Origin of the sequence: Anaerococcoides asporogena (assembly GCF_029590275.1) — a bacterium.
Taxonomy (GTDB): domain Bacteria; phylum Bacillota; class Clostridia; order Clostridiales; family Clostridiaceae; genus JG1575.
On the sequence record NZ_CP120965.1, the window covers coordinates 3,104,553 to 3,130,006 of the forward strand.

23 protein-coding genes are annotated in these 25,454 nt (G+C 51.0%); 7 read left to right on the forward strand and 16 right to left on the reverse strand.

Translation table 11 applies throughout. The annotated features are described in order from the left end of the window. Positions 1–111 precede the first annotated feature (111 nt). The 4 genes from P6M73_RS14230 to P6M73_RS14245 form a co-directional block, all read right to left on the reverse strand. Positions 112–759, reverse strand: a complete 648-nt coding sequence (locus P6M73_RS14230) for a class II aldolase/adducin family protein (RefSeq protein WP_277853686.1) — start codon at positions 757–759, stop codon at positions 112–114. Beyond that, positions 756–2,063 (reverse strand): amidohydrolase, encoded by a 1,308-nt coding sequence (locus P6M73_RS14235; RefSeq protein ID WP_277853687.1) that lies wholly within the window; start codon positions 2,061–2,063, stop codon positions 756–758. The genes P6M73_RS14230 and P6M73_RS14235 overlap by 4 nt, the downstream gene beginning before the upstream one ends. A gap of 261 nt (positions 2,064–2,324) precedes the next feature. Next, positions 2,325–3,167 carry a purine-nucleoside phosphorylase gene (locus tag P6M73_RS14240; RefSeq protein ID WP_277853688.1) on the reverse strand — a complete coding sequence of 281 codons (843 nt, stop codon included), beginning with the start codon at positions 3,165–3,167 and terminating at the stop codon, positions 2,325–2,327. After that, positions 3,168–4,226, reverse strand: coding sequence for a s-methyl-5-thioribose-1-phosphate isomerase (locus tag P6M73_RS14245; RefSeq protein WP_277853689.1), 1,059 nt, complete (start codon positions 4,224–4,226; stop codon positions 3,168–3,170). Positions 4,227–4,717: 491 nt separating this feature from the next. On the opposite strand from P6M73_RS14245, the gene P6M73_RS14250 reads away from it, so the two are divergent. Together P6M73_RS14250 and P6M73_RS14255 are read left to right on the forward strand one after the other, a co-directional pair. Beyond that, on the forward strand, positions 4,718–5,272 hold the full coding sequence (locus tag P6M73_RS14250) for an HDIG domain-containing metalloprotein (RefSeq protein WP_277853690.1): 555 nt from the start codon (positions 4,718–4,720) through the stop codon (positions 5,270–5,272). A 208-nt stretch (positions 5,273–5,480) separates the two neighbouring features. Beyond that, positions 5,481–5,978, forward strand: a complete 498-nt coding sequence (locus P6M73_RS14255) for a hemerythrin domain-containing protein (protein WP_277853691.1) — start codon at positions 5,481–5,483, stop codon at positions 5,976–5,978. A 365-nt stretch (positions 5,979–6,343) separates the two neighbouring features. Here P6M73_RS14255 and rpiB read toward each other — a convergent pair whose 3' ends face one another. After that, on the reverse strand, positions 6,344–6,820 hold the full coding sequence (gene rpiB, locus P6M73_RS14260; protein WP_277853692.1) for a ribose 5-phosphate isomerase B: 477 nt from the start codon (positions 6,818–6,820) through the stop codon (positions 6,344–6,346). Between the two features lie 338 nt (positions 6,821–7,158). Next, a complete protein-coding gene (locus tag P6M73_RS14265) occupies positions 7,159–8,820 on the reverse strand; it encodes a transposase (protein WP_277853693.1) in 1,662 nt (553 codons plus the stop codon). 141 nt (positions 8,821–8,961) lie between these two features. Here P6M73_RS14265 and P6M73_RS14270 point away from each other — a divergent pair, with 141 nt between their 5' ends. Then, positions 8,962–10,035, forward strand: coding sequence for an SH3 domain-containing protein (locus P6M73_RS14270; RefSeq protein ID WP_277853694.1), 1,074 nt, complete (start codon positions 8,962–8,964; stop codon positions 10,033–10,035). Positions 10,036–10,388: 353 nt separating this feature from the next. After that, on the forward strand, positions 10,389–11,408 hold the full coding sequence (gap, locus tag P6M73_RS14275; RefSeq protein ID WP_277853695.1) for a type I glyceraldehyde-3-phosphate dehydrogenase: 1,020 nt from the start codon (positions 10,389–10,391) through the stop codon (positions 11,406–11,408). A 201-nt stretch (positions 11,409–11,609) separates the two neighbouring features. Here the strand turns inward: gap and P6M73_RS14280 are convergent, their stop codons facing one another. The 9 genes from P6M73_RS14280 to P6M73_RS14320 form a co-directional block, all read right to left on the reverse strand. After that, positions 11,610–13,247, reverse strand: coding sequence for an IS1634 family transposase (locus tag P6M73_RS14280; protein ID WP_277853696.1), 1,638 nt, complete (start codon positions 13,245–13,247; stop codon positions 11,610–11,612). A 296-nt stretch (positions 13,248–13,543) separates the two neighbouring features. After that, the gene (locus P6M73_RS14285; RefSeq protein ID WP_277853697.1) at positions 13,544–14,602 is read right to left on the reverse strand and encodes a Fic family protein; all 1,059 of its coding nucleotides are present in this window, start codon (positions 14,600–14,602) and stop codon (positions 13,544–13,546) included. A gap of 141 nt (positions 14,603–14,743) precedes the next feature. Then, the gene (locus P6M73_RS14290; protein ID WP_277853698.1) at positions 14,744–14,911 is read right to left on the reverse strand and encodes a hypothetical protein; all 168 of its coding nucleotides are present in this window, start codon (positions 14,909–14,911) and stop codon (positions 14,744–14,746) included. A gap of 722 nt (positions 14,912–15,633) precedes the next feature. Next, positions 15,634–16,899, reverse strand: coding sequence for an AI-2E family transporter (locus P6M73_RS14295; RefSeq protein ID WP_277853699.1), 1,266 nt, complete (start codon positions 16,897–16,899; stop codon positions 15,634–15,636). A gap of 279 nt (positions 16,900–17,178) precedes the next feature. Next, positions 17,179–18,153, reverse strand: a complete 975-nt coding sequence (locus P6M73_RS14300; protein WP_277853700.1) for an NAD(P)/FAD-dependent oxidoreductase — start codon at positions 18,151–18,153, stop codon at positions 17,179–17,181. Between the two features lie 134 nt (positions 18,154–18,287). Beyond that, positions 18,288–18,998, reverse strand: a complete 711-nt coding sequence (locus P6M73_RS14305; RefSeq protein ID WP_277853701.1) for a hypothetical protein — start codon at positions 18,996–18,998, stop codon at positions 18,288–18,290. Positions 18,999–19,276: 278 nt separating this feature from the next. Continuing rightward, positions 19,277–21,076: an oligoendopeptidase F gene (gene pepF, locus P6M73_RS14310; RefSeq protein ID WP_277853702.1), complete on the reverse strand. Its 1,800-nt coding sequence runs from the start codon at positions 21,074–21,076 to the stop codon at positions 19,277–19,279. Positions 21,077–21,387: 311 nt separating this feature from the next. Continuing rightward, entirely contained in the window at positions 21,388–22,296 is a 909-nt protein-coding gene (locus tag P6M73_RS14315) for an AEC family transporter (protein WP_277855788.1), read from the reverse strand. A 226-nt stretch (positions 22,297–22,522) separates the two neighbouring features. After that, on the reverse strand, positions 22,523–23,110 hold the full coding sequence (locus P6M73_RS14320; protein ID WP_277853703.1) for a xanthine phosphoribosyltransferase: 588 nt from the start codon (positions 23,108–23,110) through the stop codon (positions 22,523–22,525). A 240-nt stretch (positions 23,111–23,350) separates the two neighbouring features. Between P6M73_RS14320 and P6M73_RS14325 the strand changes: the two genes are divergently transcribed. Continuing rightward, positions 23,351–23,887 (forward strand): PPC domain-containing DNA-binding protein, encoded by a 537-nt coding sequence (locus P6M73_RS14325; RefSeq protein ID WP_277853704.1) that lies wholly within the window; start codon positions 23,351–23,353, stop codon positions 23,885–23,887. 19 nt (positions 23,888–23,906) lie between these two features. On the opposite strand, the gene P6M73_RS14330 is transcribed toward P6M73_RS14325, so the two are convergent. Continuing rightward, a complete protein-coding gene (locus P6M73_RS14330) occupies positions 23,907–24,782 on the reverse strand; it encodes a YitT family protein (protein ID WP_277853705.1) in 876 nt (291 codons plus the stop codon). Positions 24,783–25,004: 222 nt separating this feature from the next. Here P6M73_RS14330 and P6M73_RS14335 point away from each other — a divergent pair, with 222 nt between their 5' ends. Both P6M73_RS14335 and P6M73_RS14340 read left to right on the forward strand, forming a co-directional pair. Then, positions 25,005–25,214 (forward strand): hypothetical protein, encoded by a 210-nt coding sequence (locus P6M73_RS14335; protein ID WP_277853706.1) that lies wholly within the window; start codon positions 25,005–25,007, stop codon positions 25,212–25,214. A 9-nt stretch (positions 25,215–25,223) separates the two neighbouring features. Continuing rightward, positions 25,224–25,427, forward strand: coding sequence for a hypothetical protein (locus P6M73_RS14340; RefSeq protein ID WP_277853707.1), 204 nt, complete (start codon positions 25,224–25,226; stop codon positions 25,425–25,427). Positions 25,428–25,454: the final 27 nt, after the last annotated feature.

Genomic DNA, 25,454 nt, shown 5'->3' on the forward strand with positions numbered 1-25,454 from the left:
TTCTGATCAGACATCTTTCCTCGACGCCGGCAGTCATCTGTCCTTCCCATCCGGTCGGTCCGGGTTGCGGGTTCGCTATTCGCCCTCCCTGTACTGCCATCCCTGAATCGATTAGCGATAGGGATTGGACCGGAATCGATCCCGGACTTCCTGCATCTGGTCCTGGCTCAGCAAGCGGGCTCCGCCCAGGGCTTCCGTCAGAATCTGCAGCTGAGCGACATATTCCAGATGCTCTGCCCGGCCGAAGGCCGCCGGAAGATCTCCGGCCACGGTGACGAGTCCGTGATTGCCCAGGAGTACCGCATGATTCCTGCCCAGATACTCCAGGCACAGCCCGGCAAGTTCCGGTGTGCCGTAGGTGGCATAAGGCGCACAGCGGATGCGGCTGCCGCCCACGGCCGCCAGATAGTGGACATTGCGGATTTCCTGCCCGGCACAGGCAAGGGCCGTCGCATGGACGGAATGAGTATGGACCACGGCGCAGACATCGGGCCGGGCCCGATAAATGGCCAGATGAAGCTCCCACTCGCTGGTTGGCTGCCGCCCCGGTGCACACTCAATGACCCTTCCGTCCGGATCCAGCAGCAGGATATCCTCCGGCCGGGTTTCCGGGTAGGGTAGACCGGAAGGCGTCATGGCAATGAGCCCCGAGGTCCGGTCAAAAATGCTCAGATTACCCCCGGTGCCGGTGGTCAGACGACATTCCAGAAGCTGTCTGCCATAATGGACCAGCTCCTCGCGGACCGACTGCAGCCTCATGAGAGGTCGCCTTCCAGGATGCCGACAATCCGCTGCTGGGAACGGTTGGCCATATAGCGGATCTTCTCTTCGTCCAAGGTCTTGAACTCTCCCTTCTCATACAGGATCCGACCGTTGACCATGGTCAGAGCCACATCGCCCTGACCGGCAGAGTAAACCACGTTGGCCAGCGGATCATAGCAGGGAGTCATCTGGGGAGAGCAGGTGGAAATCAGGATCAGATCAGCCGCCGCGCCGACCCGCAGTTCGCCCGTTTCCGTGCGTCCCTGCGCCAGCGCGCCGTTGCGCGTTGCCATGGCCAGAATCTGTGCCGGGCTCAGGAACAGGGAATCCCGTTCCACCCCTTTGTGAACCATGGCTGCCAGATGGATTTCTTCCATAAAATTCAAATTATTATTGGAAGCAGCTCCGTCCGTCCCCAGCGTCACCCGCACCCCCTGATCCAGCATCCGGCGCAGCGGCATCAGACCTGACCCCAGCTTCAGATTGCTGGAAATACAGTGCGCTACTGTGACATCATGCTGCCGGAGCAGAAGAATATCCGAATCTGTGACATGGACGCAGTGAGCGGCGACCGCCGGCCCGTCAAAGAGACCGCAGCGGCTGAAATACTCGGTCGGCGTCATGCCGTGCTGATCCACGCAGGCCTGATGCTCTGACAGCGTCTCCGACACGTGAACCTGAATGATCCGACCCGTGCTTCTGGTATAATCCGCCACCTCCCGGACCAAGGCTTCATCCGTGGTGTATTCGGCGTGAATCGTATGATCCACCCGGATGAGAGAATCCCATCCCATGGCCCGGACCCGGGCATCCAGTGCTTCCGTCTCAATCCGGCCGATGTGTTGGGAAAAACTTTTGGCATCCGGCCGGGAAGTAATGCCGCGGCCGATGTTGGCCTTCATTCCGGCTTCCACCGTAGCCTGGGCAATTTCATCGATGAAGTAATACATATCCGAGTAACTGACCGTTCCCGAGGCAATCATCTCCAGCAGTCCCAGGCGGGTTCCCCAGGTAATATCCTCAGCCGTCAGCTGATCCTCAAAGGGAAACATTTTCTCGAACAGCCATCGTTGCAGGGGCAGGCCCTCGCCGTAGCCCCGCATCAGGGTCATGGGGATATGACTGTGCGTGTTGACAAAGCCTGGCAGCATCACCGTGCCGCTTGCGTCCTTAACTTCTTCACCGGCTATGGCAGGTGCGGGCTGCGCCCCCATCCAGGTGATGATCCCGCCCTCGATTCGAACCGCCTGACCCGTCCGGATCTCGGTTCCGTCATATAATGTCACATTTTGAAACAGCATGTTATTCCTCGCATTCATGGTTCCCGGCCGAGAACCCGACCGGGGATTGGTTCTGCACTTCAGTTCAAGTACTTCGGCAATCGATTTGTGCTGATTGATCCAGATGTCTGATCCGGCTGTCTGATCCGGCTATTCGATCCGTCCTCCGGATTCAACCTGCCCATGGATCCGATTCATGAGCCGATTCATGAGCCGATTCATTGATTCGGCTTGCCGGAGGCTCCGACGATGGGTTCAGAAAATGTCCCCTGGACCAGAATCTTATTCCAGACGGCTGACGATCTCCCGAATCAGTGCGGAAAAGTCCGCGGCCGAACGCCTGCCGGTTTCGTCGACTTCTTCACCAGTCACCGGCTGATCCAGCACTCCGGCAGCCATGTTTGTAATCAGGGAGAGAGCAATCAGATCCATTCCCATGTGTCCGCAGGTCAGCGCCTCCGTCACGGTAGACATTCCCACGGCATCCGCCCCCAGGATGCGCATGGCCCGGATCTCAGCCGGCGTTTCAAACTGCGGGCCTACGGCGAAGTAGTAAACCCCTTCCCGCAGGGACAGCCCCAGGTTCTCGCCGCAGGTTCGAACCAGGCCACGCAGCCGTTTGGTATAGAGATCGGACACATCAAAGAACCGGGGTCCGAACTCCTCCCGGTTGGGGCCGCGCAGGGGGCTGGCTCCCGTCAGTTTGAGATGATCGCTGATGATCATGATGTCCCCCGGCCGGTAAGACTCATTAATTGCTCCGGCGGCATTGGTCAGAATCACGGTTTGCACGCCGCAGCACTGCATCACCCGCATCGGAATCACCAGATCCTCAAAGTCGTAGCCTTCATAATAATGGAACCGGCCGGACATGCACATGACCCGTTTGCCTTCCAGGGTGCCCAGGATCAACTGGCCGGCATGAGAAGCCACCGTGGAAGTCAGGAAATTCGGAATCTCGGCATAAGGGATGATCACGGGATTCTCAATCAGCTGGGCCAGGTTCCCCAGGGCGGAGCCCAGAACCAGTCCGATGTCCGGTCTGGTTCCGGCCCGCTCCAGAATATAGTCGGCCGCAGCCTGATACATTTCGACAGAATAATTATCAATCGGTCGGTTTTTCATCTAGACGACCACCGTGCTGACATCGCCTTCCCCATAGTAGGTTTTCAGGTCATAGGGCGAGAAAATGCCCTTGGGGGTGACCACACCGTTCACCAGCTTGGGCGGGGTAATGTCAAAGGCTGGATAATAGGCGTTGACGCCTTCGCGGACCACGCTGCGGCCCAGGTGAGTTTTGACCTGTTCCACATCCCGTTCCTCAATCACGATGGATTCAACGGACTCATGCTCAAAGTTTGGCGTGCCGGTGACAAAGTAGGGGATGTTGTGATATGCCGCCGCCAGAGCGAGCTGGAACGTTCCTACCTTATTGACGACATGACCGTCCATCGTAATGATGTCCGCCGCACTGGTCAACACATCCACCTGTTCGCGGGCCATGATCCAGGCGGGCATGTTGTCCGTGATGACATGAACTTCAAATCCCATATCCGCGATGACGGAAGCCGTCAGGCGGGCGCCCTGGAGAAAAGGCCGGGTTTCAGGACAGATGAAGCGGACGGTCTTCCCCTGCTCACGGCAGGCCAGAAGCATCATGCCGACGATGGTTTCCCCGAAGCACTGGGTCATGACTACCCCCTGATCCGGGAACTGAGCAGCCAGATGATTCGCCAACAGGCGAACTTCATGGTAGCGGCGGTTGATGGTCTCAATGGCATCCGCCACGATGGCCGAAGTCAGGTCACGGCCGTTTTCCATGGCGATATGGGCAGCCGCCAGGGAGCGATCCGTCATCAGGCGGAGTTTTTCGGCCGTGGTGGGGCGAGCCTGAGACAGCGTCCGGGCCGCCTCAGCCAAATAAGCCATGCGTTCCTCTACCGGACGGTCTTTCGCTTCATGACTGGCCAGAGCCATGCCCATCTGGACCGCCAGAAATGGTCCGCCGCTCTGAGTCACCATATCAGTGATAGCCTGAGCTACTTCCTGATGACTGCGGCACTCCACCGTCTTTTTTTCATAAGGGTAAACGCGGCGATCCAGAATCCGGACCACCCCATCCTCATACCACGCAATGTTCTCATATTTCAGCAATTCTGCCAGACCGTGATCTTCTCGATGCATGTTCAGCCTCCGTTTCACTGTTTTTTCTTTTCTAAATAGTTGCTGCTCGACATCCGAGGTCTTGTTCAACAACCTCTTCTCCTTTAATATACCAAACCTGCCCCACCTTTGTCTGTTGCAATCTCTCCCCGGGACATTGCCGCACCCGGACAGTCAGCTTTCACTGGCTCCGCGGGAGATGGCTTATCCGATCAAAACGGCTGCCTCCTCAGGGCGATGGGATCTGGATTCGAAAACCCGGATCAGCCACCTTGCCCTGAGCAATGACTTTTAGTTGAACCGTTCGATCAGTCGATGTATAATTGCCATTAATATTCAAATAGCTCCATATGCTGCCTGATTTGATACCACACCGCCTCAACGATTGAATAAGCACAATCCTATAAACGAAAGCCCTGTATCACCAAAACACCCGTATCACCGAAACACCTGTATGAACGGAACACCATATCAAATCACAGTCCCATCACATATAATACGGAGGAAATCCTATGCCAACCAGAGAAGAAGCCTGGGCACTGCTCAATAAGTACAATCAAACCGACAGCCTGATCAAGCACGCCCTGTCCGTCGAGGGCGTGATGCGTCACTTTGCCCGCAAATATGGCGAAGACGAAGACAAATGGGGCATCATCGGCCTGATCCACGATCTGGATTATGAAAAATATCCGGAACAGCACTGCGCGAAAACCAAAGAAATCCTGGAAGAACATCACTGGCCGCAAGACTACATTCGGGCGGTCATGAGCCATGGCTATGGCCTGGTCACGGATGTCGAGCCCGTGGAAGCCGTCGAAAAAGTCCTTTACACCATTGATGAACTCACCGGTCTGATCACGGCAGCTGCCTACATGCGCCCCAGCCGGAGCGTGATGGATATGGAAGTCAAATCCGTCGCAAAAAAATTCAAAACCCCTTCCTTTGCAGCCGGCGTTGATCGCAGCATCATTCTCAACGGGTGTGAACGCCTCGGCATGGAACTGAACGATGTCATCGGCGAATGCATTGAAGGCATGCGCGCCATTGCGCCTGCCATTGGCATGTGATGACCGCGCCCCGAATCAGCTTTCCTGACCGAACAAACCTTTAATCAGCGGCCGAACCGAACCGCATGGAAACGGACCCCTGTGAATGAACTTTGAAAATCTTATACAAATTACAGAAGGTTCGTTAACTATTATCTATTTTAATTCTCTAACGGCATTCTTCTCTATAATTGATTCATAAGCAATCAATTGAGTGAGGTGGAACGCATTGAAAATTCAAGATGAAATTAAGAAGGAACATGATGAGATCCGAAATTACATGCTGCAGATGGACAATGAGGAAGAAAAAGCGCCGGAAATCTTTCAGGATCTGGTAACTTTTGTCCTGTCTCACCACGAATCCGAAGAACAGGTGGTGTTTGATGCCCTGTCCAATAAGAAGGACGTCAAGGAAGTCAAGAACAACCTGAAGGCAGAACATGCCGGAATTCGCCGTACCATGCAGATTATTCTGGACACGCCGGAAGATGACGACATGTGGAAGGCTCACGTCCATCTTTTGAAAGACCTGTTGTATCATCACGTTCAGGAGGAAGAAGAAGAACTCTTTGAAATTGTCCGCAAAGAACTGGATGAGGCAAAGCAGGAAGAGGTCTACAAGGAATTCGAAAAATATTTCAAGCAGATCAAACCGGACGCCAAAGCCAAAGTTGAGTCCAAATACATCATTGAAGAAGAAGATGTTCTCCCCAAATCAGAACCCTAAGAGCACCCTTTGAAGGATACAGCCCTCCCCGGCAAATCGCCTGGATCTTGGGTTGATCCATAAGCAGCACCGGCGCAGTTCACAAGCTGCGCCGGTGCTGTTATTCCGTTATGTGAAGGACTTTCGCCCAGCTGCGCTGGCCCAGGATTCCGCCACGGCTGAATCATCGCCAACATCCCGGATCATCCTCATAAGATCTCATGGATTGATGCGGCTGATTCGGGTCGGCAGGCAAAGAATCGAAAGAACAAGGCAGGCAGGTGACCCCTTTGGGGATCGCCCGCCTGCCTTTGCTGGTGATTCGGAGAAAAGGGACCGGCTGAGCGCCCTGGTCTCCCCTCATTCTCTGCTTATCCTTGCCGCTCCTAGTTGGAGGATCCGCAGACGTATTGCTCTGCTTCCTGGGACGCTTCAATCTGGCGGATCAGTTCAACCCGACCGGCATGGCGACCGCCTTCAAACTCAGCCTTGAGCCACTCGTCGACGATCATTTTTGCCAGGTCCGGTCCGACAACGCGGGCTCCCATGCACAGGATGTTGGTATCATTGTGCATGCGGGACAGTTTGGCGGAATAGGGTTCAGAACAAACCACCGCACGGATGCCCCGGACTTTGTTGGCGGAAATGGAAATGCCTATTCCGCTTCCGCAGAACAGCATGCCTTTTTCAAATTCGCCCGAAGCCACTTTCTTGGCCACGATCTCGCCATATACCGGATAATCTGCCCGATCCCTTGAATGAGTTCCAAAATCCACATATTCTACGCCAAGCTCATCCAGGTATTTCAGGATCTCGAGCTTAAAGTCGTAGGCTGCATGATCATTACCGATTGCTATTTTCATGTTTTGTCACCTCTGCTTGTTTCATTTACCCTCCCATTATAGCATGATCGAACCATGGTTTTTTCAGTAAAAAAGTTGTGTATTTCGAGGCAAATCAATGCCCTTTGAAAAATTAACACCTGTAAAGAAATGAATACGCCTGAGAATCACATTTTCCACAGAAAAGCTCCAAAACCATTCGTATCAGTAACTTTACAGCCATTCCTGCTCTGGTTGAGTTGTGAAGATGAGAGGTGGAACGGAAAAACTGGTTTTGTAACCAATTTGACATTAATTGGAAAGACTGGTAAAACTTATTTCAGAGTAACAACTTATGGTTTGGGTGTCGAAAGTGAGGTTTAAGCGATCTGAGTTCTCAATTTAATTTCTATGATTGGATTTTTGATGATGATTAAGCTGAAAGCTTGTTTGTGATGTCGAGAAAACAAGACAGAGAGTGCCTTTACCAGGACTCTCTTAACATTGATCGCCCCGATTTTCAGGGTGAACCATGTTTTTGAGCGCACGAATCCCCGGACGGGTATCTGGTCTACGTGGTATCTTCTTCGCAGGACCGATGGAATCCCTTCCACTGCATTTCTCATCCTTGTGAGTTTTTTATATTCCTCTGTGGATAACTTCCTCAAATACTGAGCTCTGGCTACGGTTTTGGCACTTATCGTGACGACGGCATGCTTTTTCTGGTTTTTTACCCGACAGGCTTTGCGGTTTTTGCAGCTATTGCAATGCTCTTTTAAAAAGAACATGCGATAGCTGTCCTGGTTGGCGTTGTAGGTGGTTTCAACGGGAACGCGCCACTGTGGGCAGTAGCGGACCTGATGGTCCTCTTCGTCAATCAGAAAGTCACCCAGGATGACATCCGGATCTTTCCCGAGCAGCGTTGTGGTGACCAGCCGGATATTGTTCTCCCTGGCGTTCTGGATGTTGTCTTCTCCCCCATAGGCCCCATCAGTTATCAGCGTCACTGGTTCTTCCTGCACGCCAAGTTCATTCACCACTTCCCGGCAGAAGGCTGAATCGCTGTGGATATTTTGCTCATAGCCAAACTGAGTGATGATGGCTCCGTTTTCGTCGATTGTTTCCACGATGTTGCCGACATAACCCTTATGGCATTCTCCTGCTTTTCGGCGGAAAGTAGCGTCGGGATCGGATGGGTTTTGAAGACTGTCCGTCCGGATCTCCTTCTTGTTCTTGGGCTTAATGGAACCATCCTCACCATATTGGGCTTGTTCTTTCAAGACTCGTGTTAATGTCTGATATTCCGGGGTTTCTTTGTAGGACCCGGCACTTGATCTGGCAAGGGATTCCGCATCGGCCAGGGCCTTCTCAAGGTTCAGTTCCAGATCTTCGGTTTTGCTCCGGTATAGGGTGTTATTCTTGTGTCCGTCCTGAAGATACAGGGAAAGTCTTGGTGTCAGTACCTTTTCTCTGCCATCGGCCTGGATCAGCCGTGTCAGATTACTGATACTGGTATAGACGATTTCAAGTCGAGACATCTTTTTGCAGCTGGAAGCGATCATGACACTATCCATTCGTTTCAGCGAAGGATTGATGTCCATGAAATCCACCATTTTTTCAGCCATGGCCAGCATCTCTTCTTTGAGCAGATCCACACCCGTCTCCATTTCATAGTAATAGAGCCGTTTTCTGAATCGGCTCAGTGTCCGGTCGCTGATGGGCTGTTCCAGGTAGCTGGTGGTATTGAGGGCATACTGGTACTTAACATCCGTAAGGATATTTAAAAGCAGCTCATCATCCGTGAGCCGGCACATCTCCTTCAAGAGGAGGGCAGCGACCACAATATTCACCGGAGTATTCGGTCTGGAAAAAGCATTGCTGCTGTAAAGAACAGCAAATCGTTCCTCATTGATGAGAGGAAAAATGGTCTTGGCAAAAGCACCAGCCCAGGAATTTAAAATGAACTTCTTGGTTCTGTCGGTCAACTGATTGAAATTGTCGTCCAAACTCAATTGCTGATGTTTGTTTGCTGAAAAACCCATTTATAAACCCACCTGTTACTAAAAAATTTCTATTATATTTTACCATAACGCATTCAGTCAGACTTTAAGTGGGTTAAATTGCCACTTACATGTTTTGACACCCTAACCAACTTATAAAAATAATCCAGGATGGAGGTAGCTATGATCAGTCAGCATGTCATAAAGACCATTGCCAAGGGACTGGCTATCGTCTCAATCTTAACTGGGACGTTCGCATTATCAAATATCAATCCACAGGTGGCCGAAGCGGCCATGGCCGAAACGAGAACTTCAGTCAACTTCCGGGTCGGACCTTCCACAAACTATTCCATCATCCGGAAACTGACCGCCGGAACGCCCATCGATGTCATCAGCCATAACTCATCCTGGTCCAGGATCAAGGAAGGCTCGACCATCGGCTATATTTCATCCTCCTACATCACCTTTACCTCCACCGGTCTCACCACCGGAACCGTCAATCTGCGCAAAGGTGCCGGCACCGGCTACTCCAGCCTGCTGAAGATCCCCGCCGGACAGACCGTTCAGGTTCTGGCCGGACCATCCAACAGCTGGTACAAGGTGGTCTTCAACAACCTGACCGGTTATGTGTACAAAAGCTACCTCCAGGTTACGGAGAACAGCGCTGTTCTGGAAACCCCCACTGCCAATCAGATTGTAGGGGAAACTCAGAAAAGCTATACTCTGACAGCCGATACTCCCAAATACATGAATGCCACGGATGCGGCAGCTCGTACAAACTCCGTCGGAACCTATGCCGCCGGCAGCTACTATATCTACAAAACTTCCAATGGTATGATGAATGTATCCAAAACAGAAGGACAGGCCGGCGCCTGGATCAACCCCACGGCTCCTCCGGCTGTTTCAGCCCCCGCTGCCCCCACCGATCCCTATGCCGGGTACACCAAGATGACCTGGTCCTTCACCTTCTACACCAACCTCGCTTCCGAAAATGGCGGCTGGACCACCACCGCACTGGGAACCCGCCTGCGCTACGGCGTACTTGCTTCCAATTACTGGCCCCTTCGCTCAAAAGTCAGCCTGCCAGGCTGGGGTGATTTCACGATTGAGGATCGCGGCGGCTCATCCTTCGATTCGAAGTACCGCATGGATATGCTGATCCCCCGAAACTCCGGCGAATCCGACTACCAGTATAAAACGAGAGTGAACAATATGGGCATCAAGTCCATCACAGGTTACATCAAACCCTACAAATAAAAAATAACAAATCGCAAGGCTTACACCGTGCGATTTGTTATTTTTTGACACTTCCGGTAAAGTTTCCGTCACGTCGGATGATGAAAAGGTATACAAAACCGGTTAAGATCTGTTTTTGTTCAGTCCTCTGTTGCAAAATGTACCACACTGTTAACCGAAAAAAATAGTATAGATAGTACAAGTGACAACTCCTTCAGCTTGTCAAAATAATGGCAATCTACGGCCATTTGCGGGATTCTGTCCGAGAGAAAAAAACTACGAATAAAACAGATTTAATGTTGAAATAATACAGTAAATATGAAAAGATGGTCGTAGAGAGTATCTCATATCAAGTTTGAAATTTGGAGGAAGAAATGATTCGAGTTGCAGTAAATGGGTACGGACGAATCGGTCAGAATGTCGTGAGGATCCTGGCGGACCGTCCGAACAACAATGTGGAACTGGTCAGCATCAATGGGATGCCCAGTGCAGAACTGGCATTGGCCAAGCTGCGGTTTGACTCCATTTATGGAAGATTTCAGGGAGAAGCTTCTGTAGACGGAGAATATCTGGTCATCAACGGCCAAAAAGTGCTGATCACAAATTACCGGGAAGCAAATGAATTACCCTGGAAAGAACAGAACATCGACATTGTGATTGAGAGCACCGGCAAGTACCGGACCCGGGAACTGGCTCAGGCTCACCTGGATGCCGGCGCGAAAAAGGTGATCATTACCGCTCCCGCCAAGGATGAGGACATCACAATTGTCATGGGCGTCAATGAAGAAAATTATGATGACTCCCTCCATCACATCATTTCCAACGCATCCTGCACAACCAACTGCCTGGCTCCTTTTGCCAAGATCCTGGACCGGCATTTTGGCATCGAGCACGGCATGATGAGCACGGTTCACGCCTACACCAACGGCCAGAGCCTGACCGACCACAAGGCCAAAGATCCCAGAAGAGCCCGCGCCGCCGGTCTCAATATGATCCCCACCACCACCGGTGCTGCCCAGGCAGTTGCTAAGGTTCTGCCCCAGCTGCGCGGTAAATTCCGCGGTGTTGGAATCCGGGTGCCGATCCCGACGGTCTCCCTGGTAGACCTGGTGGTCACCACCCGCGAACCGGTTACGGCGGAAGAAGTGAATCGCGTGCTCCGCGAGGCGGCCGAGACCGAGCTCAAGGGCATCATGGATTACAACGAACTGCCGCTGGTATCCAGTGACTATGTAGCCGATCCTCACTCCAGCATCATTGACGGACTGAGCACGCTGGCTCTGGAAGACCACATGCTCAAGGTCTTTGCCTGGTATGACAACGAGTACGGCTACTCCTGCCGCGTTGTGGACCTGGTCGAATACGTCGGCAAGCGTCTGCCGCACCAGGCCTGATCCTTCGATTAATTAAGAGCAACGTATATCTAGGACAATGTTAATTTGCCAGAAAAGCCGCAGACACTCCGGATCCGGAGTGCCTGCGGTTTTTCTGCTTTCTTTTCATCTCTGCTGTTGTAACGTATCTTCCAGAAAAAAAACCTCAAAATTGATTGGTGCCTCTTGCTTTGAGGCACTTTTTCAATTTCCAATGTATGGTCAAAACTTGATTTCCAGCAGTTCCGCAATCTTTCTCTGCTCTTCGCTGAGTTCGGAGATGACTTCGCTCTCCACGCCGCTGAATTCGACGATTTCTTTGCGGATCGATTTGAGAACTTCGATGACATAGTCAAAGGTATATTCTTTGTTTTTTCCCTCAACATCGCTTTCCATCAGCGGTTTGATGCGCTGCTTCATGTTCCACATCAGGTAGTAGGCAAGCATACACACAAAGACATGGCAATCCACTCGGTTATCAGTTTTGTGGAATACCGGTCTGATGTCGAGTTGCACTGTCTTCAGGTTGCGGAAGGCCTGTTCAACATTGATCAGTTTCCGATAGCTCCTGACTACTTCCTCGATCTCCATATCTTCTTTCGGCACACTTGTGAAAATGACATAACAGCCGTCAAACTGCTCTTCTTCCCGGATTTTGGCTTCGTCGAAGGACCAGGAGAAGGTTCCGTCGATGATGGTAGACTGCACGAATTTACCGACTTTGAACTTATTGATAACCTTGCCTACCCGGATCCCCAAGTCGCCATCATCAACTTTGCGCTTGCCTCTGGCGATCTTATCCAGCTCAATACGGGTCTTTTCCAGTAATGCACGGCGAGTCTGCCCCTCATCGGCCGCGCGGGCGTTGTTCTTGCACAAGCCATACCGGATTCCCTTTTCAGGGTCCACCACTTCGACGATATTCTTCTCATCGAACATCGACAGCTGCACATCTTCCCGTTCGCAGAGCTTCTCGATCTGGGAATGGGTCAGGGCTGAAATCGTATGGATTTGGAAGGCTTCCTGGGTTTGGATTTTCTCAAACTGCGCCTTTGTGATCATCCCACGGTCACCCACGAAGATGGCATTCTCAACTCCATACTTTTCTTTGATCTCGAGGATCTTCGCCGATACGGTCGTCTCATCCTTGGTGTTTCCCCGGAAGACCTCGACAGCTATGGGGCACCCATCCTGACTGCAAATAAGGCCGATGACGATTTGTTCATGGCCTCTTTTTTTATCACGGTTGTAGCCGTAGGTGATCATTTTGCTGTTTGAATATTTTCCTTCAAAATAGGTACTGGTGATGTCATAGAGGATTACACTGCGCTGGGTCAGATGCTTTTGTGCCAGTTTCTTCTGGATGATGTCCTTGCGCTCCATGAGACGATCCATGGGGCTGTAGCAGTGATGGTTGACATCGATATTCGTGTCAGTCACACCGCACAGTTCCCACAGCGAGCTGAAAGAGCCCACTCGGGTAAGGGACAGCTTGCTGCCCGCATAGATGACGCGGCCGACTATCATAGCCATAACATCCTGCACCCACGGCTCAGCCGGGCGGGAGTAGATGATCTTGTCGAGTCCGGTGGATCTGGCGATCTGGCGCAATGCAAACGAAGCCCCATACTCCTTGGAGTTGAGGATTTTAAAGTCTGATTTCAAGACGACATTGCCTTGAAAAGCAGCCTGGATGAGTTTCAACGTGGCCAAGGGAACGCCAGTGATCCGGGATAGCGTTTCGTGCTTAATGACACCGTTCTCCCTGTAGGAAGAGCGGATGAGACCATACGGATTTGAACGATGGGTTTGGATCTCTAAATGCAGTCGTGAAGACTTTTTATCACTCGACGATTTCATAAGACACCTCACCATTGAACTGTATAGTATTATTATACACTTATATCGATTACATATCAATGGATTTCGATTAAAATGTATGGCTACATTTTCACAATCAATATGGCTGTAATCATTGGCACACAATGATTACAGCCATTTCCCCTCTGGAAGATACGTTGTAAGCTGATATCGTCTGATCAAAGCTCTTAGCAACGTAATTATTTTTCCAATTTGAGGACTTCTTTCCAACACCTTTTCTTTGGTGTTCTAGAATCTCCCGCATTATTTAAACCTGTTTCGGTAAGGTTCAGAGGTTAGTTTTGATAATCTGTATTTTTTATATAAGCAGTACTCCTGCCAGCACCTACTTTAATGATGTATCCACTCTTCAATAAGTCAGAAAGGGAAAGTTCGACGGTAGACATACTAATATCCGGACATCTATTCAATATATCTTTTTTGGATAGCTTATGTAGTGTGCTATCGAACAATTGCTTTATCCGCTCCGGCTTCGAAATGGTGTTATTTTGCAAATGCCCTACTCTGGAGGAAAAATCATTATAGGCATTCAGAATAACTTCCAGGTAATATTTTACAAAGGGCAAATAGCTGTGTTTATTTTCAAGCCACCCATGTGAACTTTCTTCAAGTTTTTCATAATAGGTTTCTTTAGTTTTCTCAATGATCATTTCCAAGCTAATGTATTTCCCAACAGTATAATCTGCGCGATAAAGTAATAAAAGCGTCAAAAGCCTACTCATCCTGCCATTTCCATCGTTAAAAGGGTGAATGCAAAGAAAGTCGAAAATAAACATTGCAATTAACAACAGAGGCTCATGTTCTTCTTTTTGGATCGCTTCAATAAATGCGCTTGAAAGTCTTTCCATGGCATCATACGTTTCAAAAGCAGTTGGTGGCTGAAACTTAATCCGCTCTTGTCCGGCTTCTATTTCAACTATGACGTTGTCTGAATTTTTGAACTTTCCACCTATTGATGCTGGACTGAATTGATAAAGATCTCGATGTAATTGCAGAATGACGTTAACTGTTGGACTTATGTAATCGTAATTTTCATGAATAAGCTGAAGAACCTCACGATACCCCGCAATTTCAGATTCGGAACGATTCTTAGGTTCCGCTTTTTCTTTTACAATGGCATTAAGTCTGTTATCTGAAGTGTAAATGCCTTCGATTCGGTTTGATGCTCCGGTACTTTGAACCTTTGCTATTTCGAGCATTGCATTTAAAATATCTGGTTTCGCCTCGATAAAGAGTTTTTGTTTCCCCTTATTTTCGCGAATGGCTGAAACTAGATTAATGATTTGACTGCAAAGTAGTTCTTGAGGTAGCTTATTGTATACAAACGTGTGCATGATAACACCTTCTTTCTGCACAAATATTTTTCTTTCTGCATTATTTTATAATATTATTATGCAGTTTACAAGATAATTGTGCAGAAAGGCGTCTCCCAAATAGAGAGGAGCCTCAGGAAAAATCACTGCGATACTATATTGTTACGAGGCAATCCGGACCGGGAGTACGAGATATATTTCTTCATCCATGTCCTCCAGACGGAACACACCGGGAGAAATACTACTGGTCATACTCAAGGTCACACTTTCGGTTTCAATGCACTTGAGGACAGGTCCGGAATAACATGCCTGGGAGATTGCCTGGAACATGTCCTCCTCACAAAATGAGAAGTCCTGTTCCACATCCAGGCATTCAGGATCAACACTGTTTTCTCAAGTACTCGGCTGATTGTCTCCCAATTCGTTGATATAAAATAAATCCCGTTCACCTATTTTCCTTTTTCTTCTTTTCTTTCTTTTTTCATTTTATGGATAGCAAACGCCATTGATACTCCTCCTTTCGCTGCGGCGCTTTTTTGACAACAAAAAAAGCACCTGCAATTGAGTGCGGTACTTTATTGAAAATTCTGATTTTATAGAATTATCATAGCATGTGAAATAGATGTTTGCATAAAAAATAATGGCAAGCATAAAGGAGGAAGATTGAAATAGCCTTCCTCTTTCATTGATTTACTCTATTTTAAACATCCTCATTCTTAAGACCATTCCGATCATTAAGATGAAACCGAGTAATCCCATTTCAGCTAAGGGGATACTGGATCCTTGTTCACCATTGGGGGCAAATCTCCTGGAATCGCTTCGATTGGAAGGTCCGCTTTCACGATCTCACCATTTTCTTGGTGCTTGGGATTCAAAATAGTATTTTCCATCAGGCAATTTTTCAAATGTCAATAATCTATTATCGTCTGTTAATCCTTCAAACACTTTCGTTCCATTTTCTATAAAGCTATCGTCTGATCAAAGCTCATTTCGTCTGACCGGAGGTGGTATCGTCTGACCAAAGCTGGTCTGAACAGCGATAAGACTGTAAGCTATTCAAGGAAATCGCTGGTATCGACCTCAGGATCGGCCAGATCCTTGAGCTCCGGTTCATTGAGCGTAACAGGATCCTTGCCCTTGGGGATCTTCAGAATCTGATATTTGGCAATGGCTCCCTGATTCTGGAGCTCGATGCGCTTGTTGACATGCTCGCGGACCAGCTTGTAGATCGCTGCCAGGGTGGGAACACCCAGGAAGGTTCCGACAAAGCCGAACAGCGCTCCGCCGACGGTGACAGCGAAGAAGACCCACAGCGGCGGAAGTTCCACCGATGCACCGACGATGCGGGGATAGATGAACATCCCGTCAATCTGCTGCATGACCACGATAAAGACGATGTAGAACAGCGCCTGAACCGGGTTTACGGTGAGAATCAGCAGGAAGCCCACGACTCCGCCCACAACGGCGCCGATCATGGGGATCAGGCTGCTAAGACCCGTCAGGGGTCCGATCACCGTAGCATAGGGGAAGCCCAGGAGAAGCATGAGCACGGTGGTCAGGATACCGATGACGATGGCTTCCGTAACCTGGCCCACGATATAGCTTCGGAAGGTCGAGCCGACCACGCCGATGAGATACTTCACTTTGGTGCGGCGCTGCGGTGTCATATAAGCTTCCATAATCCGATCCATCTGACCCAGCAGGGTTTCCTTGGAAATCAGCATGAAGATGGCGAAGGATAATCCCAGAATGGCTGTCAGGACGCCGCCCAGGACATCCGTCACGCTGCGAAACAATCCGCCCGCCAGGTTGCCCATATTGGACAAAAGCCCCTCGCTCCAGTTGCTGTTATTCTGGTTGAACCGTTCAATATATTCGGTGAGCCAGGAGATATCCCGGCTCTTAATCCAGTCAACGGCAGACTGATAGTACTGTGGAGCCTGTTTGGAAATAACCTGAATCGCCTGGATCGACTGGGGAATGACCAGAACCACCACCAATGCCAGAATTCCGACCAGGAGCAGCACCGACAGCAGCATCGAGACCGGACGCCGGATAGTTCGGATCAGGCGCGACTCCCCCACAAACACGTGCTTTTCCAGCCAGGTCAGGGGCAGATTCAGCGTGAAAGCCAGAAATAACCCAATCAGAACCGGTGCCATTATGCCAAACAAGTACCGTAAAAATACCAGGAATCCAGACAGGTTAGTGACTACAAAGTACACTCCGCCGGCCAGTATGATCAGGCGGGCAGCCTGGCGGTAGTCAAACGCGCGCGCCGGCGCATTCTGTTCATGTGTTGATTTGAATTGATCCATCGCATGCACCTCTCATCTCTTAGGTTCCATTGTACCAAAATTTTCCGAATTGCCCATGAACGCGAGATTAAAATTGCCTGTAACCGAGTGCCGGCCGGACAAGGCTCCGCTACCCGGCTGGCTAGGTTCATCCATCCGGTTGGCTAGGTTCCTCCATCCGGTTGGCTAGTGAGAGACTAAGCTCAATGAAAGCAGGCATCCCGCGGGATGCCTGCTCATAAGAATATTTCACCTGGTCTGGCGGCACCTGTCGTTAGACTCAGGCCGGGGCAGACCCGATCAGGAACGGGTCATGTACCAGTCATTGAGAGCCAGGGCAGCACTGGCCCCCTGGGCCGCCGCTATGATGATCTGCTTGTACTTCACCGTGGTGACATCTCCGGCGGCGTATACACCCGCCAGGCTGGTGGCGCCATTGGCATCCACGATGATCTCACCGCCCGGGGTCAGCTCCACCAGTCCGCGGAACAGGTCGGTGTTTGGTATGTTGCCGATTTCCACAAAAATCCCCTCGACTGGAATTTCGCTGACTGCACCGGTGGCTTTATCCGTGACCGTCACCGATTCCACGCCCATATCGCCATTGATGGATTGAATCTGAGTTTCCAGGTGAGCCTTGATATTAGGGATTCGCACCATCTGATCCAGCAGAATCTGATCCGCCCGGAATCTGCTCCGATGAACCAGGGTCACTTCCGAACAGATTTTGGACAAATCAATGGCTGCTTCTACGGCCGAATTGCCGCCGCCGGCCACCATGACTTTTTTCCCGCGATACAGAGGACCGTCGCAGATGGCGCAGTAGGTGACGCCTCGTCCATACAGTTCCTTCTCACCGGGGACTCCCAGTTTGCGCTTGGAAGCGCCGGTTGCCAGAATCAGGGAGTTGGCCCGATAGGTCTGCTCATCCTCAGCCAGGACCTCAAACTGACCCTCCGCTGTCTTTTTGACCTCTGTAACACCGTAATACTTCAGAATCGGAACTTCCAGCTCCGCCACATGACGCTCAAACTCTTCCACCAGACTCAATCCGCTGATCCCGGTGAACCCCAGGTAGTTCTCTACCGAGGAGGTGTCCGCCACCTGACCTCCCGCCTGACGGCCGATCATGCCGACTTCCAGTCCTTTGCGGCGCAGGTACAGCGCAGCGTTCAATCCAGCCGGTCCTGTTCCGATAATCAGCGTATCATAGGTTTTCGTCGGATCCATTTCCACTTCTTTCGTCATTGGTGCCTTGCTTAAATTAAATTCCATGTTTAACCTCTTCTCCTGATAATGCATATGTTTTCTTGTTGCGTCGGTTCATTCGACTGCGCGAGCAGTTTGATGCTCCGTTGACCAGTTATTGCCGGCCGCCAGCCGATCTCTCCAAGAGCGACCAAACCCCGTCAGGACTCCTCATTGACGATCTTTGACACCGAGGACTCCGACAATCCGCCGAACACCTCGCCGATTTGCCGCAGCGACAGGGTCGAGCAGGCTTTCATGCTTCGAATCATCTCATTGCGCCGGGCTTTGTCCTTCTTCAAGAGCGGCAGGGTCAGCTCCAGCTCTGTCAGCTGACGGTCCAGTCTTGCCCGGGCTTCCGCCACCGTCTCGATGCGCTCCTGGCAGCCCCTCTGGTAGGTTCTCTCCAGGTCTCCGGGCAGGCTCTCGAAACTGGTCGTGTCCAGAACTGTCATCTGACTCAGCTGCTGAACCAGGTCCTGGCAGGATTGGACTGAGCCGACTGTTTCCAACGACGCATCCGGCTCAACGCTTCCTCGAGTCGGGTCGACAGCCGTTGAGAGCAGTTCACTTCGAAACCGGTCACGAAACAGGCAGCCGTCACAGTTCTTATAGAGGGAATACCGAATGTTGATTTCCTTCATCACTTTGGAGACATCGCACCCGTTGGCATCCAGGATCAGATCATACCGGTCCGGATCTGCCAGGCAGAATGCTTTTACCTGAAAATTATTCTTTCGGGCGGCCAGCTGAACAATTCGGAGAAATTCCTGACGATCCGCCTCCTGGACGAATAGTGGAACCTGACCGCTTCCCCGCTGCCGGATATGGTAGGTGCCATAGTTATCTTTGATTCTGGATTTTCTTGCCATGGTCTCACCTCAACCATAATGATATCAGAATATCCCAATAATTCAAGTACCGTCCCCATAAAAAATACCGCCCGTTCGGACCGGAGTCCGTAGGGACGGTATTTTTTATGGGGATCCGGCACTGACTTTCACTGGATCGCTTCATCCTATCAAAGATTTTGGACGATTTGCTTTGGACCAGAGCGTTTCAATGTTCCGGCCGGGCAGAGCCCAATCGATCATCGAATCGGCCGACAGTGCCCGTTCGGTCCTCAAATCGGCCGGACAGATGTCAGGGATTACGCCAAACCGTATTCGCGCTCCAGCTGATCCATCAGCTCTGAGAAGTCTTTCAGAGTGTCTTGCAGGGGTTGGGGCGTTGTAATGTCGACACCGGCGTCCTTCATGACGTCCACCGGGTACTTGGAAGAACCGGCTTTGAGGAACTTGTCGATATAGCGCTGTGCCGCCTGGGTTCCTTCGTGGAGGATCGTCCGGGCAAAGGAGGATGCCATGGCATAGCCGGTGGCATACTGATAGACATAGAAATCATTGTAGAAATGGGGAATGCGGGCCCATTCGTACTTGATGGCTTCATCGATGACCATGTCCTCGCCGAAGAACTTGCGGTTCAGATCCAGCCAGATCTGGTCCAGATCGCCGGCATTGAGCTGTTCGCCGGCTTCCAGCCGTTCGTGCGTGACTTTTTCAAATTCAGCGAACATCAGCTGCCGGTACACAGTAGTCCGTACCTGCTCCAGTTCCTGGTTAATGAGCGCGATCCGCTTGTCACGATCCGTTTCCTTGCCAATCAGGTGGTGGATCAGCAGCTTTTCATTGCAGGTGGAAGCGACCTCCGCCAGGAAGATGGAGTAGTTGCCGTAGATATAGGGCTGGTTGCCTCTGGAGTAGAAGGAGTGCATGGAATGCCCCATCTCATGGACGAAGGTGGAGACATCGGACATGGTTCCGTCGAAATTCAGAGAAATATAGGGCATGGTGTCATATACGCCGGAAGAATACGCCCCGGAGCGCTTGCCCACATTCTCATACTTGTCGATCCAGCCATTCTCTACGCCGGCGTGGAAGGCTGCCATGTATTCCTCGCCCATGGGCTTCAGACCCTGCATGGCCATTTCAACCCCCTGCTCAAAGGTATAACGGTCCTGACCTGCTTCAGCCAGCGGCACATAGAGGTCGTACAGATGCATTTCGTCCAATCCCAGAATCCGCTTTTTCAAGCCGACGTAGCGATGCAGCAGATCCAGATGATCATTGATGGTTTCAATCGACTGATAGAATACTGCCACCGGGATGTTATTGGGCTTGAGGGCCTTTTCTACGCTGTTTTCATAATGGCGCAGCCTGGCTTCAATGATCCAGTCCTTCATGTTTGTGGTCAGAAGGAATGCCAGCGTGTTCTCCGTGGCCCCGTAGGTGCGGTGCAGGGTTTCAAAGGCATTCCGGCGCAGGGTGCGATCCTTGGACTTGATCAGCTGTCCGTAGGATCCGTTGGTCAGCAGATGTTTTTTGCCGGTTTCATCCTCTACGTCCGGGAAGGACAGTTCGGCATTGCTGAAAATACCCACGGCACTCTGCGATGCGCTGCGCACGTCCCCGAAGGCTGCCATGACTTCTTCCTGTTCATTGGACAGGATGTGCTTCTTCAGGTTGCGCTTGCGCTCCAGGTGAAAGCGATAGGCTTCCACTTCCGGAGCGGCCAGGATCTCCTCAAACACCTCATCCGGCAGCGCCAGGATTTCCGGCTCCGCGAAAGCGGATACCGTACCGTACTCAGTAAACAGCGCCCGGCCCTTCTGGTTCAGGGTCTGCATCGCCTGGTTCGTCATATCTTCGTTATATTTCAGATTGCCGTACACAAACAGCTTGCTGATCAGGCGTTCCGTCTCTTCCTCAATTTGGGCGAAGCGCAGATAGCTTGCCGCGTCCCGGATGGTCCCCTTCAGTGAGCCAAACTCACCAATCAGTTTCTTGGCCCGGGCAAAATCCGTCTCATAGGCTGCCAGATCGGCATAGACCGGGGTCAGGTCCCACTGATCCTGCGCTCTGACATCGCTTCTTTTCTGTAATTCCTTCATTATTATCCTCCATGCAGTATCGCCGGCTGCCGCTGCTTCCGACCTTCAAAGCCAGGAGGTACAGCCCGCTGATTTCCATATGACCATCTTAGCAAAAAGGATCCACCCGCGGGTGGATCCTTGTATACAGAACTTCAATTGAATATACAGTATTTTCATTCATGTCCCGACCGGTGCCATAAAACGCTAAGAAACAAGGATTCAATGCGGACCGCTCACCTGATCCACCGAGATCAGGTCTCATTCCCTACATCCGTGAATCGGTTCTGTGAGCCAACCGTCAGGGGATCCGTGAGTCAATCGCCAGGGAATCAGCGAGCCAGCAGGGAGGCAATCAACGGGATCGTGGCCACCGAGGCCAGGGTCGTCAGGAACACGGCCCGGGTCGCCAGGCCCACCTCCCGGTTGTACCGGTTGGCGATGATGACGGCCATCGTCGGACAGGGCATGGCCAGAATGATCACGCTCACCCCAAGGATCAGAGGATCCTGGATAAACGGCTTCAGGAGGACGAAGGTCAGTGCCGGAATAATAATCTGCTTGATGAGCGTGAAAGGATAGAGTCGCAGCTCGGTGAAGATCTCGCGAAGCGGAATGCCGGCCAGACTGATGCCGATGACCAGCATGGCCAGCGGTGTGGTAGTTCCGCCCAGTGACTGGAACGCACTTTGCAGTGCGGGGGGCAGTTCGATGCCGAACACGAACATGATAATCGCCAGGATGGAGGCGATGACCGCAGGCGAGCGGAACGTATTGAGATCCAGCTTCATCTTCTCGCCGCTGAACAGACTGGTACCGATGGTGAACTGAAGTACGTTGAAAAACAGGTTGAATATGATTGCGATCACCATCGCCTGTTTGCCGAAAATCGCATGAATGACGGGAAAGCCCATAAACGCAATGTTAGAAAACATGGTCAGGAAGATATAGATCCGAACCTGATCCCTGGGGACTCTCAGGAGCCGAGCGGTCAGATAGCCCAGCAAAGGCGTGATCAGATAGCTCAGGCCGGCCACGACGAAGGTAACCAGTACTGTTTCTCCCGCTCCGGAACGATCCGTTCCCGAAACCGATGAAATCATCAGAAAAGGCATGGTAACCTGAAGAATAAATCCGGAAAGTTTTTTCTGAAAATCCATATCAACCAGATGCAGCTTGACGGCCGCATAGCCGATCATCATGATGATGAACAGCATCATCATCTGATTGATGACAACCATAATATCCAAAGAGTCCTCCTTGCGGCCCCAGGGCCTTTTTCATTCTTAAATACATCGTGCATAAATAAGTCGCGCCTAAATAAGTCGTGATTTTGCAGACATCCGGCTTCGGTCACAGCGGCTGGTTGCCAGCACGCCCCGAAGCCTTGCTGAAAAAAGCCGCGCAGTAAAAGCCGCGCCGTTGTCTCATTCATAAGGAAGGACAGGCATTTCGCCTGTCCGTTGATTACTTCTGCGGGTCGTTCTCACAGAACGTGACGGTGTCCCCGTCAAACCGTTCAATGCGAGCGAGCGAATGGATATGGTAGCCCTTGTCACGGAACGTCCGGCCGCCCGGCTGAAATGCCTTTTCGATGCCGATGCCGATGCCCACCACCGTGCTTCCCGCCTGATCCGCCAGGTCAATCAGACCTTTCAAAGCTTCCCCGTTTGCCAGGAAATCATCGATGATCAGCACCCGGTCTTCCGGCAGCAGATATTTGCGGTCGACGACGATGTCATTCTTTTTCTGTTTGGTATAGGAGTACACCTGACTTGTATATACATCATGCCCAAGCGTCAGTGACTGGATTTTCTTGGCAAAGAGCACCGGTACATGGAAATGCCAGGCAGCGGCATAAGCCATGGCGATCCCGGATACTTCCAGGGTCAGAATCTTGGTAACTCCCTGATCCTTGAACACTTCATAAAACTCTCGGCCCATTTCCATGAACAGATCGGTATCGATCATATGGTTGATGAACTGATCGACTTTTAATATTTCACCGGGCAAAATTCGCCCTTCTTTTAAAATCTTTTCTTCCAGTAATTTCATGCTGATCCCCCCATGTTCTTTTCCCATTATAGCAAATTCATCTGGTCTATGCATTTTTATTCATTGGTTTTTCCAATGACCAATCCCGTTCATATTTCTTCGATGCAGTGAACACAGCGTGAATAATCTGTTGCCTCCCGCTCTATAGAGGGCAGCCTTCCGTATAATAGAAACCAACGGGAACCATCCCGCATTGAGAGAAACAGACCGGCCAGACAGGAGATTGCGGCGGTTCAGGATATGCCATTTAAAAAAGGAATTCTGAACCGGGCGGTAAAGCAGAACTTTTTTAGTACCGGACTGGACTTGAAATCACAGAAAGAGGTGAAGCGCTTGTTTGCAGCGAAAATCGGAGAATCAACTTATATGATCCGCCTGGCCCAAGGCGAGGAGCTGATGCATGAAATGCGTGCATTCTGCGTCCGGCAGAACATTCGACTGGGATACTTCACAGGTCTGGGGGCAGTCCGGGAAGCCGAACTGGGCGTCTTTCTTCATGATGAAGGCAGATATGATACTCAAACCTTTCAAGGTTCCCTGGAAATTCTATCCCTCCACGGCAATATTACGCTGAAGGATGACAGCGTCCACCTGCACGTTCACCTGGGCATCGGCGATGAAGCATTCCGGATGTACGGCGGTCATCTGAATCGCGCCGTGATCATGCCGACCTGCGAGATTATTCTGCACGTCTTTGATGCGACCGTTATTCGCGTTCGGGATGAAGCAAGCGGACTGAGCCTGCTGCAGTTGCATGACCAATCCGCTGAAGTGTAGTATTCAATTCCTTTGGATCTTACAGCCGTTTCTGGAAGTTGCCAAAAACTTGACTGCCTTCGGTAGAAATGATGAAGGCATTGGGATCAATCCGGATAACGACCCGCCGCAGCATCGGCCGTTCCATTTTATTAATCATCGTCGTATGCACATGAGTATGCTCCGCGGTATACGCCCCGGCCCCTTCCCAATTGGTAACGCCCCGGCCCAGTTCCTTCATGATCGCCTTGTCGACGCCATCTTTTTTGGTGAATATCATCACCCAGACATTGATGTTCTGGGCATGTACCCGGTCCACGGCAACGGATGCGACGGCGTTGAACAGGAAAGAATACACAATGACCTCAAAGTTCTGAGTCAGCGCAAGGACGGAGAACACCAGAACATTCACCATAATGGTAATCTTGCCAACACTGAACGCGGGATAGGTTTTGGTAAAGTACAGTCCGATAATATCCATGCCACCGGCAGAATACCCCGCAAACAGGGTAAGACCTGTTCCGACGCCATTCAGAACGCCGCCCACCAGGGCGCTGGTCAGATAGTCGTGAATCAGGGGTTCTTTCGGAATCGGAATCAGCGTCATGAGCAGGGTCAGAACTGAGGTCATGATGATGGTGCGAATGAAGAAGAACCGTCCCAAGCTCCGGTAAGCCAGGATCAGCAGCGGAATGTTAATCAGATAGTACAGCAGACCGGACAGGTCAAAGGCCGGCAGCGGTACGTTCAAGGCCACCAGCAGGGAACGCAGAATCTGGGCAACTCCGACGATTCCGCCCGAGAAGAAGTGCAAGGGCTGAATGAACAGGTTCAAGCCCGCGGCGAAAAGAAACATCCCGAAGAAGGCCAACGCAAAACTCTTGACCATGGACCATTGTTTTTCTGTAAATTTCATATTAATCCCCCAAGAAATAAATCCATTACTATCTTAACACTGCCATTGCCCGGAAAGGAATAGGGCAGCTACGATTTCCCTGTAAACGGAGCCGTCATAACCGATCCTTACTCACTGCCAAGGCTTTTGAAGACATGAATGCTCAAAAATTCATTCACTTCATGCACCCGGACCAGAGACAGGCTGTCTTTTGATCCAGCAACAACCCCAAGGAGGATTTTCATGGAATACAAAATGAACGTCAATGTCAGCTTCGAGCGTCCCCTGACTGCTGATCTGACCGACAATGACAAGCTCACCGGCTTCATTCAATATCTGGAGGCCAACGGCCTGGTCACTCCCGGCAGTGTCCAGATCGATGCCGCCACCGGAGTCGTTCGGCTAAAAGCCACCGAATCATTGCTGCAGTATGTCGAAAAGTATTTGAAGTAGGAGGATGCCATGAATAAAGTACGTTTGGAAATTACGAGTGACCGCCCGGTTCAGATCAACCTGAACAGCCTGAAGGTCCAGGGCGCTCTGATGATGGCCGCGATGGCCGGTTACCTGGATAAGGGGTCGGTCAAATATAATGCGGAGACCTCCACCGTTGACGTCACTCTTAAGGAAAAAAGCATTCAGTTTATTGAGGAGCGTCTCAAATAACTCTCCCCGGCAGGCTGGCTGCCACCG